Origin of the sequence: Nocardioides sp. YR527 (genome assembly GCF_900101045.1) — a bacterium.
Classification (GTDB): Bacteria; Actinomycetota; Actinomycetes; order Propionibacteriales; family Nocardioidaceae; genus Nocardioides.
Genome location: NZ_FNFN01000010.1, coordinates 16,935 through 33,180, shown reverse-complemented (window position 1 = coordinate 33,180; position 16,246 = coordinate 16,935). Strand labels below are relative to the sequence as shown.

Here is a 16,246-nt window from a genome sequence, read left to right as displayed (position 1 = left end):
AGCGCGCCGTGGACATCGGGACTCTCGCCGGCTATCTCGACCTGGACGTTTCCAAGTTCGACACCGCACTGGAGTCGGTCCAGGACAAGATCGGTGAGTCCACCGAGAGCTGGAAGGGCAAGATGGCCCTTGGCGGGGCCGCGGCGGCTGCACTGTTCGGTGCGTCCCTCGTCTCCGCGATGAACCTCGAGCCCGGTCAGGACAAGATCGCTGCGTCTCTCGGGCTGACCGAGAAGCAGGCCGAGATCGCAGGCAAGGTCGCGGGCGACGTGTACGCCAACGGCTGGGGCCAGTCGGCCGACGACGTGAACAACGCGGTCGAGTCGATCATGTCCTCCATCAAGGGCATGAAGGGCGCGAGCGCGTCTGAGCTCCAGTCGGTGACTGAGGACGCTATGGCGTTCTCCCAGGCCATGGAGATCGACGTCACCCGCGCGGCCCAGGTCGCCGGAAACATGATCGCCAACGGCATGGCGAAGGATGCTACCGAGGCGTTCGACCTGATGACCGTCGCTTCGCAGAAGGTCCCGAAGGCCCTCCGTGAGGACATCCTGGACGCGACCGATGAGTACGGCCAGTTCTTCAACACCATCGGCATCAAGGGCCCCGAGGCCATGGGCATCCTCGCCCAGGGTGCCGAGAAGGGCATGTACGGCATCGACAAGGCCGGCGACGCGGTGAAGGAATTCACCATCCGCTCCACCGACATGTCGAACGGGTCGATCTCGGCGTACAAGGCCATCGGGCTCAACGCCGACGACATGGCGAACAAGATCCTCGCCGGCGGGGACTCCGCCTCCGGGGCGTTCAACCAGATCATCGACGGCATCCTGGGCATCGAGGACCCCGCGAAGCGCGCCAACACAGCCATTGCGCTGTTCGGTACGCCGCTCGAGGACATCGGCGTCAAGGACATCCCGAAGTTCCTGAAGGGCCTGAAGTCGGGACAGACGGCACTCGGTGACTACGAGGGCGCGGCGAAGAAGGCTGGGGAGACCCTGTCTGACAACGCCTCCTCCAACATCACCGCGTTCACCCGGAAGGTCCAGGGCGCGTTCGTGGACGTCGTCGGCGGCACCGTCCTGCCGATCGTCAACGAGTTCGCAGCGGCCCTGAACGGCAAGCTCGGGCCCGCGTTCACGGTCCTCGGGGACGCGATCTCCGGGTCCGTGAAGTGGCTTTCCGAGCACAAGGCCGTGTCGATCCCCCTCATCGGGATCATCGCGGCACTCGCCGCCGTCACCGGGGTGTACGCCGCGGTCACCGCGGTGCAGGCCGCTGGTGGCGTGCTGGCGTTCGTCAAGGGCCTGAAGCTCGTCCGTGGCGCGATGCTCGTTGCCACCGCGGTGCAGTGGGCCTACAACCTGGCGCTCACCGCCAACCCCATCGGCATCATCATCGTGGCCATCGCGGCACTCGTGGCCGGCCTCATTTGGTTCTTCACCAAGACCGAGGTCGGGCGCAAGATTTTCTCCGCCGCGATGGAGGGCATGAAGATTGCCGCCCAGGCGGTGGCCGACTTCTTCACCGAGACTCTGCCGGAGGCCGCATCGACGGCGTGGCGGTGGATCACCGACAAGTTCAACGCGCTCGTGACGTTCCACGCTGCGCTCCCGGGCCGGATCGGTAAGGCCGTCTCTGGGCTGTTCAACAAGGCCCAGGATCTGTCCGACAAGGCGAAGTCGTACCTGATCGACAAGGCCGTGGGGTTCGTGACGTGGTACTTCTCGATGCCGGGTCGGATCGCCCGCGCGGCCATCGGCCTGTTCGACAAGCCGCGTGCACTCGCCCGCGACGCACGTCAGTACGCCATCGACCGCATGGTGGGCCTGCTGGACTGGCTCGCTGGTCTCCCGGGTCGGGTGTCGAACCGGACGAGCGGCACGTTCAACAAGGTCAAGTCGCTGGCTCGAGACGCGAAGGACTCCGCGGTCGGGAAGATGAACGACATGCTGGGTTGGCTCGGTGGCCTCCCCGGCAGGGTCTCGCGCAAGGTCGGCGGGATGTTCGACGCGATCCCGGCGGCGATGCGCGCGGCTGCGCAGGGTGTCCGGAACGCGTGGAACGAGAACATCGGCGGCAAGGGTCTGACGATCGACCTCCCGGACAAGCTCCCGGGTCTGCCGAACTCGTGGTCCGTCTCGATTCCGAGGCTGGCGACCGGTGGCCGTGTCGGGGCGTACAAGCCGATGACGGCGATCATCGGTGACGCGAACGAGCCGGAGAACGTCCTGCGGGACTCCCAGTTGAAGGCGGTCGTCATGGCCGCCATCGGGATGGCCGGCGGACGCGGCGGAGGCGGTCCGATGATCGGCCAGCTCGTCACGAACGGTGCAGACGCTGACGCGATCGCCGAGGGCCTTTGGCACAAGCTACGGAGTAGGGGCTAACCATGACGATGGGCATTCTCGCCGTGCAGGACTTCGGCGGAATCCAGGTGGCCCCCGGGTCCGGGGCGGGCATGATGGTTGCCCGCCCCGGGCAGGTCCAGTACGGCGTAATGCTGCTGGGTGGGGGCACGTCGGCCCGGTGGAAGAACCTCACCGCGTGGCGTGACCTCCCCTCCGCGTCGGTCGCTGACTCCCAGCGGCCCCAGGCGCACGGCACCTACCCCGGCAGCGTGTTCGGGGACTCCCTGACCGTCACGTTCGACTACCTCATCCGCGGGACGTTCGAGGAGCGAATGGCGGCCCTGGCCGCGATCGAGCAGTACGCCCCGATGGACGGCATCGAACGTCCCCTGGTCATCGATGACGGGGACGGCCCGTGGATGCGGATGGCTCGAGTCACCGCCCGCACGGTCCCCCAGGACCACACGTTCAAGGTCGCACCGCTGGCGTGCTCGATGCAGTTCCTGTGTGCGGACCCGCGGCGCTACGCCCTGGATGACAAGACGATCCAGGTACGGATCCCGTCGAGCTCGGGCGGCATCAACTACCCCATCACCTACCCGCTGGAGTACGGCACGTTCTCCGGCGGCGGCGGGACCGCGAACAACGCGGGCGCGGTCGCGACACCGGTCACGGTCACCTTCACTGGGCCCCTGAACCAGCCAGCCCTGTCTGCCACCAACCACCACACGTGGGCCATGGGGTTCGACATCAACCTGGCCGCCGGGGAAACCCTCGTGGTCGACACCGCGGACGGGACCGCGCTCCTCAACGGGACCGCGGACCGTCTGTACACGATCACGAGCGGATCCGATCCGCTGGAGCGCTGCACCCTCAACCCCGGCAACACGTCTCTGTCTCTCCTGTCCGCTTCGGGGACGGGGTACGCCACCGTCTCCTATCGCGACGCTCGAATGTGAGGTCTTCATGACTACGTACGCGACTCGTCTCCAGAACGGAACTGACACCGCGGTACGGATGCGGATGGCAGACGCGACGATGCTGCACGCCCCGGCCACTGGGGTCGGCGGACGCACCGGGTTCCGAAACGACTCAGGCGGCATCGTGAACGCGGTCGCCGGAACCATGAACGTGACCTGCTCACCGTTCACCGCCTGGGTGGACGGTGGCACCTCGGATGCACAGGGCGGATACCCCGTCATCAACGACTCGACCGCAACCCTCGCGATCGCTCCCGGTGATGCCACACAGGCCCGCGTCGACATCGTCGCCGTAGTCATCAACGATCACGCCTTCGACGGATCAGGGCAGACCAACTGCACCCTGACCGTTATCCAGGGAACCCCTGGCGGTGGCACCCCTGCCCTGCCGGTGACGTGCGCCCCGATCCGTGCGATCAACATCCCCGCCGGCCTCTCGGCGGGTACGGGTGGTCTGTCGTCGGGGAACATGGGGACCGACTACCGGCAGTATCTGCCGAACGGCATCCTGAGGGTGGCGTCTGCCGCCGAGCGTGACGCCGCGAACAAGTCGGCCCGCGGTGACGTTGTCTACCGGGTCGACCTGGACACGCTCGAGGTGTGGAACGGGTCCACGTGGCGTTCGTACCAGCCGTACCGCGACAGCTACAAGGGCCGGATCTCCCGTGCCGCTGGCCAGAACTTCGCGTCCACGGATCAGGTCGTCATCGACTTCTCCACGGTCGACTACAACACCGGCATGACCGTCTCGGCGGTCACGAACCGCATCGACGCGAACGTGGACGCGGTGTACCGGATCACCGCGGGTGGCACGTGGGCCGTCAACAACACCGGTCGCCGAATCCTGATGCTGAAGAAGAACGGTACGGAGCTTCTGCGTTCGAACTACGCGAACGTCACGAACGCCTCCGGCATCTTCCTCACATGGGAGGGCCCGCTGGTGGCTGGGGACCAGCTCACCCTGGAGGGATACCAGGACTCGGGGTCTACCCTCGCGCTGGCGAACGCCTACCTCGCTGTAGCGGAGGTCCGGTAGATGGCGACGCCGTCCTACCGGTACGTCCTCTGCGATCTCCTCACCGACCAGTTGCTTGCGGTTCTCCCCCTCACGGGGGTGTCGTTCTCCCGCGCGATCTCCCGGACCGGGTCACTGTCCGCCACGCTGAAGGCCCCCGCGGTCGGCACGTCGGTGAACGGTGTGGTCACGACACCGGAGAAGAACCGGCAACTGATCAACGCCGCGAAGCTGCTGCACCGGTACGCCGGCAGGTCCGCCCTGTGGGTGTACCGGGACAACGCGGTCTGGTGGGGAGGGATCCCGTGGACCGTGATCCCCCGCCAGGACCAGCGCGGATCCGTGGAGGTGTCGGTCACGGGGGCCACGTTCGACTCGTACGCCCACCGCCGGACCCTCCACAAGAACATCGACTACGTGCAGTGGGACCAGAACCAGTTGGTGGCGTCCCTGTGGCAGACCCTCCAGGGGTTCGACACTGGCGGCGACCAGCGCGGCAACATCGGTGTGGAGTGCGGGTTCTTCCAGGACTCCATCCCGAAGTCCACGATCCTGCGTGACCGCACGTACCGGATGGCCGACCAGCCCCGGTTCGGGAAGCTGATCGAAGACCTCGGGGACGTGATCGACGGCCCAGAGCACACGATCGACACCTGGGTGGACGACGCCGGGAACCGGCACAAGACCCTCCGGGTTCAGACCAGGATCGGGGTCATCGACCCGAGGGCTGTGTTCCAGCGGGTTGCGAACGGCGGTGGACGGGTCCTGGAGTGGTCCCACACCGCCGACGCCGTGGACGGGGGAACCACGTTCTGGGCTCGCGGTGACGCCCCCGAAGGCAACGCCGATACCGAGGTGGAGCCGATCCTGTCGACGCGCTACTACGCCCACGATCTCCTTGACGACGGGTGGCCCCTGCTGGACGTGTCCGCGGACTACCAGGGAGTCAAGGAGGTAGGGACGCTCAACCAGTACGCCCAGGCGCTCCGGTCCACCCAGTCCGGTGCGATGCCGTCCTCTGACTATGTCGTCGCGGTCGGAAACACCGGATGGTCACCCAACCGTCTCGGGGACAACGTGCGTCTGAAGCTCACCGACGCATGGCACGACAACACCGACCTCACCGTACGCCCCGTGGCCGTCACCGTCACAGCATCCGAGAAGGGTGTGGACGAGAAGGTCGCTCTCACCTTTGACGCGGAGGCATGATGGCAACCCCCAACGCCGCACGGCATCACGACCTCGAGCAGCGTCTACGGGACATGGATAACTCGATCCGTGATCTCGGGTCCCTCGCGATGGGCCGCAAGATCTCGCCCGTGTTCGCGAAGTCGCAATACGCCGAGGACAATGCCGCCCCATCGTTCGGGACCAGTACCCAAACGTATTGGGCGTCCCCCGCACTCGGCAGGCCCCCGCAGGGCTACTCCATCGCACACATCAGCGTCCAGGTTTCGGCCGGCGCGTCGTTCGGTGCCTCATCCGGCAACCTCACCGTTGCCCCGTACCTGGACTACGACACCGCCTCGGGGAACACGATCTCTGGCCCAGCGATCAACTCGGGAAACTCCAACATCGCCGTGGCCAACTCGTTCTGGTCGTACACGATCACGGGCCTGACTCAGGCTCACTTCATCAACCTTGGGCTGGGTGTGATCCGGGGCGGCGATTCCCCGACGCCGGTGGCTGGGTCGTGTAACTGGCACCTGTCCGCGTCAATCATCTTCCTGCACTAGAAGGGCCCTACACCATGTGGGACTCCATTCTCCCGTACGCGGGTGGCCTCGGGGCCGTGCTCGCGGCCCTGGTCGGCGGTTACGTCGGCTTCAAGAAGCTCCTGAAGGAACTGCGCGGCGACACCCCCGAGGGCCAGGACCCGGCCTCTCTCGCTTCGGTCCTGGCCGTTGCGACCGCCGCCCGCGACGAGGCCACCAGCGCCAAGGAAGCCGCAACGCGCGCCGAAACCAAGGTGGACGCCCACCTCCAGTCGCACGCCGACAACGACGTGCGCCGCCCCATCGTCCGACTCGTTCGAGAGGAACGCTGATGTCCAACGCATCGGGAATCATCAAGGTGGCCAAGGCTGAGGTCGGCTACCACGAGGGCCGCTCCGGTGGCCACTGGAACAACAAGCAGAAGTACTCCCCCGCCGTCCCCTCCCTGGAGTGGTCCCAGAACCAGGCGTGGTGCGCCACGTTCGTCTCGTGGTGCGCCCTTCAGGCCGGCGTCACGACCCTCTACCCGCGCACCGCGTCCACGGACCTCGGGGCCCGCTGGTTCAAGGACCGTGGCCAGTGGTCGGAGTACCCCGCCGTGGGTGCTCAGGTGTTCTTCGGCGTCAACGGCGACATGAACCACACCGGCATCGTGTACGGCTTCGATGCCACGTACATCTACACGATCGAGGGCAACACCAACGCCTCGGGCTCACGCGAGGGTGACGGCGTCTACCTGAAGACCCGAGCCCGCCGTGACTCGTACGTGCAGGGCTACGGCTACCCCAAGTTCACCGAGGGCATCAAGTCGGCTGACCCGAACCCCCCGGTCCCCCAGCGCAAGACCACGCCCACCACCCCACCTAAGAAGGGATCCACCGCTGTGGCTGACGTACCCAACTTCGAGACCCGAATGATCGAGTCCAACACCCGCATGGAGGAGATGCTGCGCGCGATCGGCGCGAAGACCGGCGCGGACATCAAGGGTGCGCTCGCGCGCGCCGACAAGACCAACAAGGACCGGAGGAAGTGACCATGCGCACCTTCATCAAGAAGCTCACGAGCCACAGCGTCCGCGCGTGGCTGTACGGTATCGCTGCCGCGTCCGTCCCGCTCGCGATCGCTGAGGGCTGGATCAGCCCCCAGGCGGCGGTGTACGCCGTCCCCTTCATCGTCGCTCTCCTGAAGGTCACGCCGGACGCCCCGGCCCAGGTCGACCTTCCCGACGTGGAGGTCTGACCGCGTGCACACGGCAACCGAACAGATCCTGCGCTGGTTCGAGACCGGCCACATGAAGCCGGAACTGGCCGCCGTGGTCGAGCCGTTCGCCGAGCTCGCCCGGAAGATCGCCACCACGCTGGAGGGCCCCGAGGCCACCGCCGCGCTGCGGAAGCTCCTCGAATCCAAGGACTGTGCCGTCCGCGCCGCGGTCGTCCAGCTCAACATCCCGTGACGTACGCCCCGCACCCATCCCAGGGTGCGGGGCGTTTCGTCGTTCTACAGCCGGTCCATCGGGGACAGGTCCCGGTGAGCCAACCGGGCTCGCTCGTCCCGTGTCGCCTTCGCGTACCGGGTGAGCATCTGCCGGGAGTCCCACCCCGCGATCTGCATCAGGTCGCCCTCGCCGCCACCGGCACGAAGCCACGAGTCCGCGAAGGTGTGCCGGAACACGTGCGGGTGCAGGTCGATCCCGACCTTCCGGCCGCGCTTCCGGATCGCCTGGTAGGCCCCGTTCCCCGTGAGCCTGCCCTTGCCCGTGGTGCCCAGCCAGAACCACTCGCGTTCGGCGTAGTTCTGTCGCCGCCGCATCCTGAGGTAGCGGTCCAGAGCTCGAGCGGTCGACGCACCGAACGGCAGGTCCAACTCCTTGCGGCCCTTGGTCACGACATGCGCGACACGGTCCCGGAGGTCGGTTCCGTCCACGGTCATGGATACGAGCCCGGAGAGGCGACAGCCGTTGTCCCCGAGGAACATCATCATGGCGAGGTCGCGAACGTCTTGGAACGACCTCGGGTCGCTACAGGTCCCGATCAGCGCTTTGATCTGGTCGGGCTTCAGAACCTGGATGGTGCCGGCCGCCGGGTTGGGCTGCTTCAGGGTGGCGGTGGGGTCGGTGTCGACCTCGTCTTCTGTGCGGCACCAGGAGAAGAACGACTTGATCCCGAGGAAGTGGGACCGTGCGGATTGGGCGGACAGTCTCCGGGTCACGTCCACGACGTAGGCGGTCACGTCGTCGGAGGTGACCTCTCGCGGGTCGTCGGGGCGGTCCTGGGCATCGAGCCATTCGGCCAGCCGGATGGGGCCGTAGGAGTAGTTCTCGAGTGTGCGGGGGCTCTTGTTCTCCGCTTCGAGGGCGAGGAGCCACGACGTGATCAGCCCGTCCCACAGGTCGTGGTATTTGGGCAGCAGAACGAAGGGCCGGATTGCGTCGGTCATGCTTGGGGTGCTCCCTGGATAAAGTGTCTGCGTCCGGTGTGCTAATTCCGGTTCGCACTACTTCGCACTATTCTCGCAGGTCGCAGACTACTTCGCAGCAACTTCGCAAACACTCTAGTTGTAAGGGAGGCGCTCTACCAACTGAGCTATGCGTCCAAAGCGCCCCAAGAGTACGCGATCAGGGGCGGGCCCGACGAACCGGGCCGACGTACCAACCCTGAAATGGAAGTTGAGCCGCTGACGTCTCGGGTCATCAGCGGCTCAACACCTCAAGAGTAGATCCCACCCCGGGCATCAGAAAAGCGATGTAACCAGCCTGTTAACGGAACTTTGATGACCGGTAAACTACTTTACTCACACCGCCGCATGGAGCTGGCGGAGGTGCTCGTCGAGGTCGCGGCCGTCGGCGTTGTCGTTGTGCACGGCCCACCGCACCACGCCCGACTTGTCGATGATGTAGGAGGACCGTCGCGGGGCGCCGGTGCGGTCGTTGAAGACGTCGTAGGCCTGGGCGACCTCGCCGTGCGGCCAGAAGTCGGAGAGCACCGAGAAGTTGAGCCGGTCGGTGTCGGCGAACTGCCGCATGGCGTACACCGGGTCGCACGAGATCGCCAGGACCTCGGTGTCGAAGGTGACGAACTCGTCGAGCCGGTCGCGCAGACCGCTCATCTCACCGGTGCACACGCCGGAGAAGGCGAACGGGAAGAAGAAGATCGCCACCGCCTTCTTGCCGTGGAAGTCCGAGAGGGTGACGTCTGCACCGAACTGGTCGCGCAGCGTGAAGTCCGGAGCCGGACCACCGATCTCAAGTCCACTCACTGCTCTGCCGCCCTTTCGCCGTTCGATCCTGCCGCCTCGATGTCCCAGGTGGCCAGCTCGCGCCGGAGCACCTTGCCGGTCGCGTTGCGCGGCAGAGCATCGGTCACGACGATCTCGCGCGGCACCTTGAACCGAGCCAGATTCTCCTTGACCCAGTCCTTCAACGCCGCATCGACGTCGGCCTCGGCGCCAGGAACCAGCACCACGAACCCGCGCAGCCGCTTGCCGAAGTCGGCGTCGTCGACCCCGACGCAGGCAGCGTCGGCAACGAGCGGGTGGCGGATGAGGCAGTCCTCGACCTCCTGCGGGAAGACGTTCTCGCCACCGGAGACGATCATGTCGTCGTCGCGACCCTCGACGTAGAGCCGGCCGTCGGGCCCGAACCGCCCGACGTCACCGGTCGCCATCAGACCGTCGACGACCTCCTTGCCGCCGCCGCTGGTGTAGCCCTCGAAGAGGAGCCCGTTGCCGACGAAGATCCGGCCGGCCTCACCAACGGGCAGCGGTACGCCGTCGCCGTCGAGGATCCGCATCCGGGTCCCCCAGGGCACCTTGCCGGCGGAGGTGGGCGCCTCGCGCAGGTCGACGGGGTCGGCGATCGAGGCGTAGGAGACCTCGGTCGAGCCGTAGACGTTGTAGAGGCTGTCGCCGAACCGGTCCATCCACTCCAGCGCGAGATCGCCGGGCAGCGCCGAGCCGGAGGACGCGACGGCCTTGAGCCGAGAGGCGATCCCCGCGAGGTCGTACGCAGCCAGCGTCTCCTCCGGCAAAGACAGGATTCGCTGCATCATGACCGGGATGACCACGAACGAGTCCGCACGGGTCTCCGCGAGGGTCGCCACGGCGTCCTCAGGGTCGAACCGGCGACGCAGGATCATGGTGGTGCCGAGCAGCTCGGCGAAGAGCAGGTGGGCGAGCCCCCAGGTGTGGAAGAGCGGGGCGGCGACGAAGCAGCGCCAGCCGTCCTTCATCGGCATCCGCGACATCAGCGCGACCGCGGCGTCGAACCCGGCCTCGGGGCGCGGCGCCGACTTCGGCGCCCCCGTCGTGCCCGAGGTCAGGATCACGATCCGACCGTGCCGCTTCGGCGGCACCACCGGCCGGGCGTCACCGGAGACCAGCGACTCCAGGGTCTCCCCCGGGTCCGCCGAGTCCACCCAGGCAACCAGACGTGGCGCAGAGGTCGCCCCGGACAGCAGCCCGGTGAACTCCTCGTCATGGATGATCAGGGCAGGCTGGTCCCGCTCCAGCACTCCGACGAGCTGCGGACCGGCGAAGGCGGTGTTGAGGTAGAGCGCGTCGGCGCCCAGCTTCGCTACCGCGAGGGTCGCGTCGACGAACCCTCGGTGGTTGCGGCACATGATCGCGACCCCGTCACCCTCACCGACCCCCCGAGCCGCCAGGGCCCGGGCGATCGCGTTGGAGCGGCGGTCGAGCTCGGCGTACGTCAACGACCCGAGCTCGTCGATGACCGCGGTGCGCCGCGGGTAGCGGTGGGCGAGGCCGATGAAGCCTCCCGCCGGCCCGGTGCCCCAGCGCGCCAGCGTCAGACCGGTCCGTGCGAGCCCGAGAGGATTGACCGGCCGGACGATGCCGGAGCCGGCCAGGATCATCGCCGCGGATCCGGCGGTGCGTGCCTTGGCAGCCGTAGTCGAGAACACCGTTGGGAGTCTAGCCAGACTCACGAGAGGACTCCTGCGGGTGTCCAGCGACCCCGAGAATCGCTGCCATCAGACAGGAGTCTTCGGCGCCAGCAGACGCGTCGCGGCCCAGTCCTTGCTCACAGATGCGGTGGTGGTCTGGGACAGTCCGGCGATCGGCGCGGCCTCGGCGATGTCGGCCGGGTCGACTGCACCGGGGCGGCCCACCTTCGGCGTCAGCAACCAGATGACGCCGCCTCCGACGAGATCGGTCAGCGCGTCGACGAGGCCGTCGACGAGATCACCGTCGTCATCGCGCCACCACAGCAGCACGGCGTCGACCACGTTGCCGTAGTCGCCGTCGACCAGGTCTGCGTCGACGGAGTCTTCGATGGCGACCCGCAGCTCGTCATCAGTGTCGTTGTCCCAGCCCAGTTCCTGGATGACCATGCCGGACTTGAGGCCCAGCCGGTCCGCAGGCCCTGTGGCTGCGGTCGAGCTCACGTGTCGTTCCTCCAAAAGCTTGATGTCCACGCCGCTTGCATGAACTTGGTTGGTGGTAGTCCAGCGGAGAACGCTGGTCCACGCAACCCCACCCGCCTGTCATTCGCTAGATAACGGCGTGTCGGAGGCCTTTCAGGCCCTCGGATCGAGCAGATGGAGCAGTACGTTGCGATCCTGCGCCGTCCCTGCCGACGGATGCTCGGCGAGGCGGACCTTCGGTCCCTGCCAGTCGTTGGCGGACAGCTCACGGGAGAGCGAGGCGAGGTGGCCCACCTCCTCGATCGAGCCGCTCCAGCGGGCCGGACCGGCGTGGTCGAGCATCGTGGTGGCGATGGTGAGCACGTCCCCGTCGGAGATGAGCTCGACGATCCGGCCCTGCTGAGGCCAGTCGACCAGGGACGGAGCGGTGACCTCCCACCACGAGCCGCGCGGCTTCACCGACGTACGATGCGTGTGCCCGTTGAGCCAGAGCACGGCACTCTCATGGCGTGAGACGGTCTGCTCGACCTCGTCGCTGAGCACCCGCCGCGCGCCGCCGGCGCCGCTCATGTCGTTGACCAGCGAGGCGACGTCGTGGTGGCTGGCGATCACCGCGAGCCGCTCGTCGTAGTCGGTGGAGGCGAGCACGGCGTCGAGCCATTCGAGCTGCTCGGCGTCGATCGAGCCCTGGAAACCGCCGGCCGGATTGACCGTGTCGAGGACGACGAAGGTGACCTCGTCATTGACGTCGTAGCGGTAGTAGGGCTTCCCGCCGGCCTTGAAGCCGTGGCCCGGCGGCTGCGCCTCGTCGTGCACGTGGGAGTCGACGAACTCCTGCAGCGTGGTCTGCCGGCGTCTCCGGTCGGGGGTCACCTCGTACGGCTCCAGCTCGGCCAGCATCCCGAGCGCCACCGGGTCACCCGAGATCAGCCCGGCGATGAGCTTCGCCTTGGCCTCGTCGGTCCAGTGCTCGGGCATGGCGATCGCCTTCAGATCGCCGACCGCGATCTCACCGATGGCGGAGGTGCCCGGCACGGTGCCCTGCAGCAGCCCGTCGTGGTTGCCGTTGACGGCCAGCCAGGGCACTTCCAGCCCGGGTGAGTCGATCGCACGGCGCACGGCCTTCAGCAGCCCGGGGACCAGCGGGAAGCCGTAGTCACCGCGGCGCATGTCGTGCGTCTCGCCCTGGGGGTGCCAGAAGCGCTTGTCCGGCAGCGTGGCGACGCCTTCGTAGTGCAGCATGTCGCCGGAGTCGGGGGTCAGGCGCCCGCCGTCGAGCAGCGTCAGATACCAGTCGAGCTCGTTGTACTGCCCGTTGTCGGTGTTGTCGCCGGTCGCGATCGCCAGGTCGAGCGGGCCACCGCCGATCGGACCCTCGGTGATCTCGTTGACCGCCTCGACCATCGCCGCGCCGACCTGCGCGGTCAGCAGCTCCTGGGCCCGGTACGTCCCGATCTCGTCGATCAGCTCACGGGTCGTGCTGTCGGGGTCCATGAGCCGGTCCAGGACCTCGACCCGCGCCGGCGACTGGTGGTCGCAGATGTGCATGTCGGACAGGTGCGCGACGGTCAGCACCGGCTCGCCCAGCTCCTCGGGCTTGCGAGCCAGCTCGGTGCGCGAGATGTGGCGCTCCTGCGGGCCTTCGGCCAGACGTACGTAGGTGCCCTTCCGGCCACCCGCGACGATCCGCCCGCTCTCGCTCGTGACACCCATCTACGCCGCCTCTTCTCCTCAGGACCGGCCGCCGCGGTCCGTGCGCGAACGATACTCCCCAGCGGCACATCGCGGTGGCCCTGGTGGTGATCGATCCCGATCAGAAGCCGTCGTACGTCAGCTGCGATGGAACCGGAGCGTACGAACCTCGAACGCACCGAGACCGAGCCCGACAGCCCCTCCCTCTGCGCTCACCTCGGCAAGAGGATCCTCGAGCAGCGAGACCTCGCTGACCCGTCCGTACCGTCCTTCGACGCGCAGCTCCCCCTGCGTACGCGCGCCGGTGGACTCGTAGACTCGCACGACCAGGTCGCCGGAGCGGTCGGCGGCGAGCTTCACGCTGGAGACCACCAGCCCCTCCCCGGACACGGCCACCAGCGGCTCGACGGCCTGGGCGCCCACAACCTCACGAGGAGGCGTGTTGAGCGCGGCCCCCGCCTCGGTCGCGGCCCCGACATCGGCCCCGATGACCAGGCCGTAGCGGTGGGTCTGCACGCCCTGGTCGGTCTCCGGATCGGGGAACCGCGGCGCGCGCAGGAGCGAGAGCCGCACCTCGGTCGTCAGGGCCGTCGGCCGAGTGACGTCGAAGCCGTACGTCGAGTCGTTGACCAGCGCGACCCCGAACCCGGGCTCCTCGGCCAGCACCCAGCGGTGCATAGACGTCTCGAACTTCGCCGCCTCCCAGGAGGTGTTCGTGTGGGTCGGCCGGCGGTGGTAGCCGAACTGGGTCTCGGCGAGCGTCTGTTCGGCGCGTACGTCGAGCGGGAAGGTGACCTTGAGGAACTTCTCGGTCTCGTTCCACTCGGTGCGCTGGGAGATCTCCAGCACCCTCGACCCCGGAGCCAGGGACAGGGTCTGCACCGTCGAGGAGTCGGCGGAGATCGGTCGCTCGATGACCAGCCCGTCCGGCGTCACCGAGATCGAGGAGACCTCACGCAGGTCGGTGGCGCGGTTGCGGTAGAACCGGTCGACGTCCCAGGCGTCCCACATGTTCGGGAAGTCCTGGTGGAGCTGCAGCAGGTTGGCCTCGGCCCCGGCCGGGATCGCGTCGCGACCGGTCGCCAGGTCGAGCGCCGAGGTGATCAGTCCCTCGGCCGAGACCGTGACCCGGACGAGCTCGTTGCCCAAGACGTACGTCCCACCCTCCTCGACCACCGAGACGCCCCCGGTGGGCCGTGCCGCCACCACCGCACCCGAGCGCCCGTCGGCACTCAGCGCGACCGTTCCTTCGCCGGCAAGAGCCGTGAGCGCTCGCCCGATGAGATCCTCGGCGGCCGCGGCCACCCGCGCATAGTGGGCGACCGCCTCGCGGTGGACCCAGGCGATCGACGTACCGGGCAGGATGTCGTGGAACTGCTGCAGCAGCACCTGCTGCCACAAGGCGTCCAGCTCGTCGTAGGGGTAGTCGAGAAGTCCACGGACCGCGGCGGTCGCGGACCACAGCTCGGCCTCGACCAGCAGGTGCTCGCAGCGCCGGTTGCCCTGCTTGGTGAGGTGCTGCGAGGTGAGCGTGGCGCGATGGAGCTCGAGGTAGAGCTCACCGACCCAGACCGGCGGGTCGCGCAGCTCGGCACGGGCCTCGGCGAAGAAGTCGTCCGGGTGACGCCAGGAGACCTGGGCCGAGCCTTCGAGAGAAGCCAGACGGCGGGCCTTGCCCGCCATCTCCCGGGTGGTGCCACCGCCGCCGTCGCCCCAGCCGACGGGCGCGATCGACCCGGTGGCGACCCGGTTCTCCTGGAACTGCCGCGAGGCCTTGGCGACCTCCGCTCCGGAGAGCTGGGAGCTGTAGGTGTCCATCGGCGGGAAGTGGCTCAGGATGCGGGAGCCGTCGATGCCCTCCCACTCGAAGGTGTGGTGGGGGAACCGGTTGACCTGGTTCCAGGAGATCTTCTGGGTGAAGAACCATTCGAAGCCAGCCCGCTTCATCAGCTGCGGCAGCGCCGGCGAGTAGCCGAACGAGTCCGGCAGCCACACCCCGCGGCAGCGGCTCCCGAACTCGGTCTCGAAGAACCGCTGCCCGTAGAGGAACTGCCGCACCAGCGACTCCCCGGACGGCATCGTGGTGTCGGACTCGACCCACATGCCGCCCAGCGGAATGAAGCGACCCTCGGCGACTGCGGCCTTCACGCGCGCGAAGACCTCGGGCCGGTGCTCCTTGAGCCAGGCGTACTGCTGGGCTGAGGACATCCCGTAGCGGAAGTCGGGGTCCTGCTCGATCAGCTCGGTCATCGAGGAGGCGGTGCGGGCGACCTTGCGGATCGTCTCGCGCACCGGCCACAGCCAGGCGGAGTCGATGTGGGCATGACCGATCGCGGCGATCTGATGCGCGGACTCGTGGGCGGCCGGCTCCAGTACCCCGCTCAGCACCGAGCGGGCGGCGGCCGCCGTCTCCGCGACCCGCTGCAGGTCGACCCGGTCCAAGGCGTCGTCCATCGCCTGCAGGATTCGCGACTTCCGCGGCCCTGCCGGCAGCTCGACCTGCAGCTCGTGGAGCGTCTCCAGATCGAGGCAGAGATCGAAGACCTCCTGCTCGAAGACGGCGAGCTCGATGCGACGTGTCGTGTAGAGCTTCCGCTTCGACGAGGTCTGGATGTCACCCTCCCGCGTCGGCTGGAACGGGTGGTGCTCAAGGAGAAGCGGGTTGGCCGCGGCCTCCAGGAAGAGCTCGATCTCCTCACCGCCGACGGCCTCCGGCGTCACCAGCACCCACTGGTTGCGCGGGTTGAGGCTCTTGACCGGCTCTCCGGCGGCCGTGTAAGCGAGCGCCTCGCACTGGAACCCGGTCCGGCTGACGTCGAAGCCGAGGTCGCAGACCAGCTCGACCCGCTTCCCCGACCATGCCGCGGGCACGGTCCCGGTGATCCGGAACCAGGTCGTCCCCCAGGCCGGGCCCCACTCGGTGCCGACCTCGACGGGCTCGTACGTCAGTGCCAGCCCGTCCGCGACGGCGACCGGCTCCCCGGGCAGCTCGTGCCATGCGACGCTCACGGGCGCCGAGGTGTTGTGCACGGCCGGCCACAGGCGCTCCTTGAGGACCCGGCTCACCCGGCCTTCGGTGAGGTGAATGTCGTCGTGCATCAGTGCTGTCCTCGCT

General features: G+C 67.8%; 15 protein-coding genes. 9 read left to right on the top strand and 6 right to left on the bottom strand.

Features of this window, described 5'->3' with window-relative positions; genetic code table 11:
* The first annotated feature begins 8 nt into the window (after positions 1-8).
* The 9 genes from BLT25_RS25240 to BLT25_RS25200 all read left to right on the top strand — a co-directional run bounded on the left by BLT25_RS25240 (position 9) and on the right by BLT25_RS25200 (position 7,514).
* Complete coding sequence (locus tag BLT25_RS25240) at positions 9-2,390, top strand: phage tail tape measure protein (protein ID WP_091051991.1); 2,382 nt, start codon at positions 9-11, stop codon at positions 2,388-2,390.
* Between the two features lie 2 nt (positions 2,391-2,392).
* Positions 2,393-3,310: a phage distal tail protein gene (locus tag BLT25_RS25235; RefSeq protein WP_091051989.1), complete on the top strand. Its 918-nt coding sequence runs from the start codon at positions 2,393-2,395 to the stop codon at positions 3,308-3,310.
* A 64-nt stretch (positions 3,311-3,374) separates the two neighbouring features.
* Positions 3,375-4,367, top strand: coding sequence for a hypothetical protein (locus BLT25_RS25230; RefSeq protein WP_091051988.1), 993 nt, complete (start codon positions 3,375-3,377; stop codon positions 4,365-4,367).
* The gene (locus BLT25_RS25225) at positions 4,368-5,555 is read left to right on the top strand and encodes a hypothetical protein (RefSeq protein WP_091051986.1); all 1,188 of its coding nucleotides are present in this window, start codon (positions 4,368-4,370) and stop codon (positions 5,553-5,555) included. It begins immediately after the preceding gene.
* Positions 5,555-6,082 (top strand): hypothetical protein, encoded by a 528-nt coding sequence (locus BLT25_RS25220; protein WP_143033854.1) that lies wholly within the window; start codon positions 5,555-5,557, stop codon positions 6,080-6,082. The genes BLT25_RS25225 and BLT25_RS25220 overlap by 1 nt, the downstream gene beginning before the upstream one ends.
* A gap of 14 nt (positions 6,083-6,096) precedes the next feature.
* Positions 6,097-6,393, top strand: coding sequence for a hypothetical protein (locus BLT25_RS25215; protein ID WP_091051983.1), 297 nt, complete (start codon positions 6,097-6,099; stop codon positions 6,391-6,393).
* Positions 6,393-7,094 carry a CHAP domain-containing protein gene (locus BLT25_RS25210; protein WP_091051981.1) on the top strand — a complete coding sequence of 234 codons (702 nt, stop codon included), beginning with the start codon at positions 6,393-6,395 and terminating at the stop codon, positions 7,092-7,094. Before BLT25_RS25215 ends, BLT25_RS25210 begins: the two co-directional genes overlap by 1 nt.
* A 2-nt stretch (positions 7,095-7,096) precedes the next feature.
* The gene (locus BLT25_RS25205) at positions 7,097-7,300 is read left to right on the top strand and encodes a hypothetical protein (protein WP_091051980.1); all 204 of its coding nucleotides are present in this window, start codon (positions 7,097-7,099) and stop codon (positions 7,298-7,300) included.
* 4 nt (positions 7,301-7,304) lie between these two features.
* Positions 7,305-7,514: a hypothetical protein gene (locus BLT25_RS25200; protein ID WP_091051978.1), complete on the top strand. Its 210-nt coding sequence runs from the start codon at positions 7,305-7,307 to the stop codon at positions 7,512-7,514.
* 44 nt (positions 7,515-7,558) lie between these two features.
* Here the strand turns inward: BLT25_RS25200 and BLT25_RS25195 are convergent, their stop codons facing one another.
* From BLT25_RS25195 to BLT25_RS25170, 6 genes are all read right to left on the bottom strand, one after another.
* Positions 7,559-8,497: a tyrosine-type recombinase/integrase gene (locus BLT25_RS25195; protein ID WP_091051977.1), complete on the bottom strand. Its 939-nt coding sequence runs from the start codon at positions 8,495-8,497 to the stop codon at positions 7,559-7,561.
* A gap of 354 nt (positions 8,498-8,851) precedes the next feature.
* Positions 8,852-9,316 carry a peroxiredoxin gene (locus tag BLT25_RS25190; RefSeq protein WP_091051975.1) on the bottom strand — a complete coding sequence of 155 codons (465 nt, stop codon included), beginning with the start codon at positions 9,314-9,316 and terminating at the stop codon, positions 8,852-8,854.
* Positions 9,313-10,977 (bottom strand): AMP-binding protein, encoded by a 1,665-nt coding sequence (locus BLT25_RS25185; protein WP_091051974.1) that lies wholly within the window; start codon positions 10,975-10,977, stop codon positions 9,313-9,315. The genes BLT25_RS25190 and BLT25_RS25185 overlap by 4 nt, the downstream gene beginning before the upstream one ends.
* Positions 10,978-11,046: 69 nt before the next feature.
* Complete coding sequence (locus BLT25_RS25180) at positions 11,047-11,460, bottom strand: DUF3052 domain-containing protein (RefSeq protein WP_008358178.1); 414 nt, start codon at positions 11,458-11,460, stop codon at positions 11,047-11,049.
* A 132-nt stretch (positions 11,461-11,592) separates the two neighbouring features.
* The gene (locus BLT25_RS25175) at positions 11,593-13,152 is read right to left on the bottom strand and encodes a TIGR03767 family metallophosphoesterase (protein ID WP_091051972.1); all 1,560 of its coding nucleotides are present in this window, start codon (positions 13,150-13,152) and stop codon (positions 11,593-11,595) included.
* A 117-nt stretch (positions 13,153-13,269) separates the two neighbouring features.
* Positions 13,270-16,230 carry an alpha-mannosidase gene (locus BLT25_RS25170; RefSeq protein ID WP_091051971.1) on the bottom strand — a complete coding sequence of 987 codons (2,961 nt, stop codon included), beginning with the start codon at positions 16,228-16,230 and terminating at the stop codon, positions 13,270-13,272.
* Positions 16,231-16,246: the final 16 nt, after the last annotated feature.

Coding starts and splice junctions, on each gene's coding strand:
- BLT25_RS25235 (WP_091051989.1), top strand. CDS start 2,393: ATGACGATGGGCATTCTCGCCGTGCAGGACTTCGGCGGAATCCAGGTG.
- BLT25_RS25230 (WP_091051988.1), top strand. CDS start 3,375: ATGGCAGACGCGACGATGCTGCACGCCCCGGCCACTGGGGTCGGCGGA.
- BLT25_RS25225 (WP_091051986.1), top strand. CDS start 4,368: ATGGCGACGCCGTCCTACCGGTACGTCCTCTGCGATCTCCTCACCGAC.
- BLT25_RS25220 (WP_143033854.1), top strand. CDS start 5,555: ATGGCAACCCCCAACGCCGCACGGCATCACGACCTCGAGCAGCGTCTA.
- BLT25_RS25215 (WP_091051983.1), top strand. CDS start 6,097: ATGTGGGACTCCATTCTCCCGTACGCGGGTGGCCTCGGGGCCGTGCTC.
- BLT25_RS25210 (WP_091051981.1), top strand. CDS start 6,393: ATGTCCAACGCATCGGGAATCATCAAGGTGGCCAAGGCTGAGGTCGGC.
- BLT25_RS25205 (WP_091051980.1), top strand. CDS start 7,097: ATGCGCACCTTCATCAAGAAGCTCACGAGCCACAGCGTCCGCGCGTGG.
- BLT25_RS25195 (WP_091051977.1), bottom strand. CDS start 8,497: ATGACCGACGCAATCCGGCCCTTCGTTCTGCTGCCCAAATACCACGAC.
- BLT25_RS25175 (WP_091051972.1), bottom strand. CDS start 13,152: ATGGGTGTCACGAGCGAGAGCGGGCGGATCGTCGCGGGTGGCCGGAAG.
- BLT25_RS25170 (WP_091051971.1), bottom strand. CDS start 16,230: ATGCACGACGACATTCACCTCACCGAAGGCCGGGTGAGCCGGGTCCTC.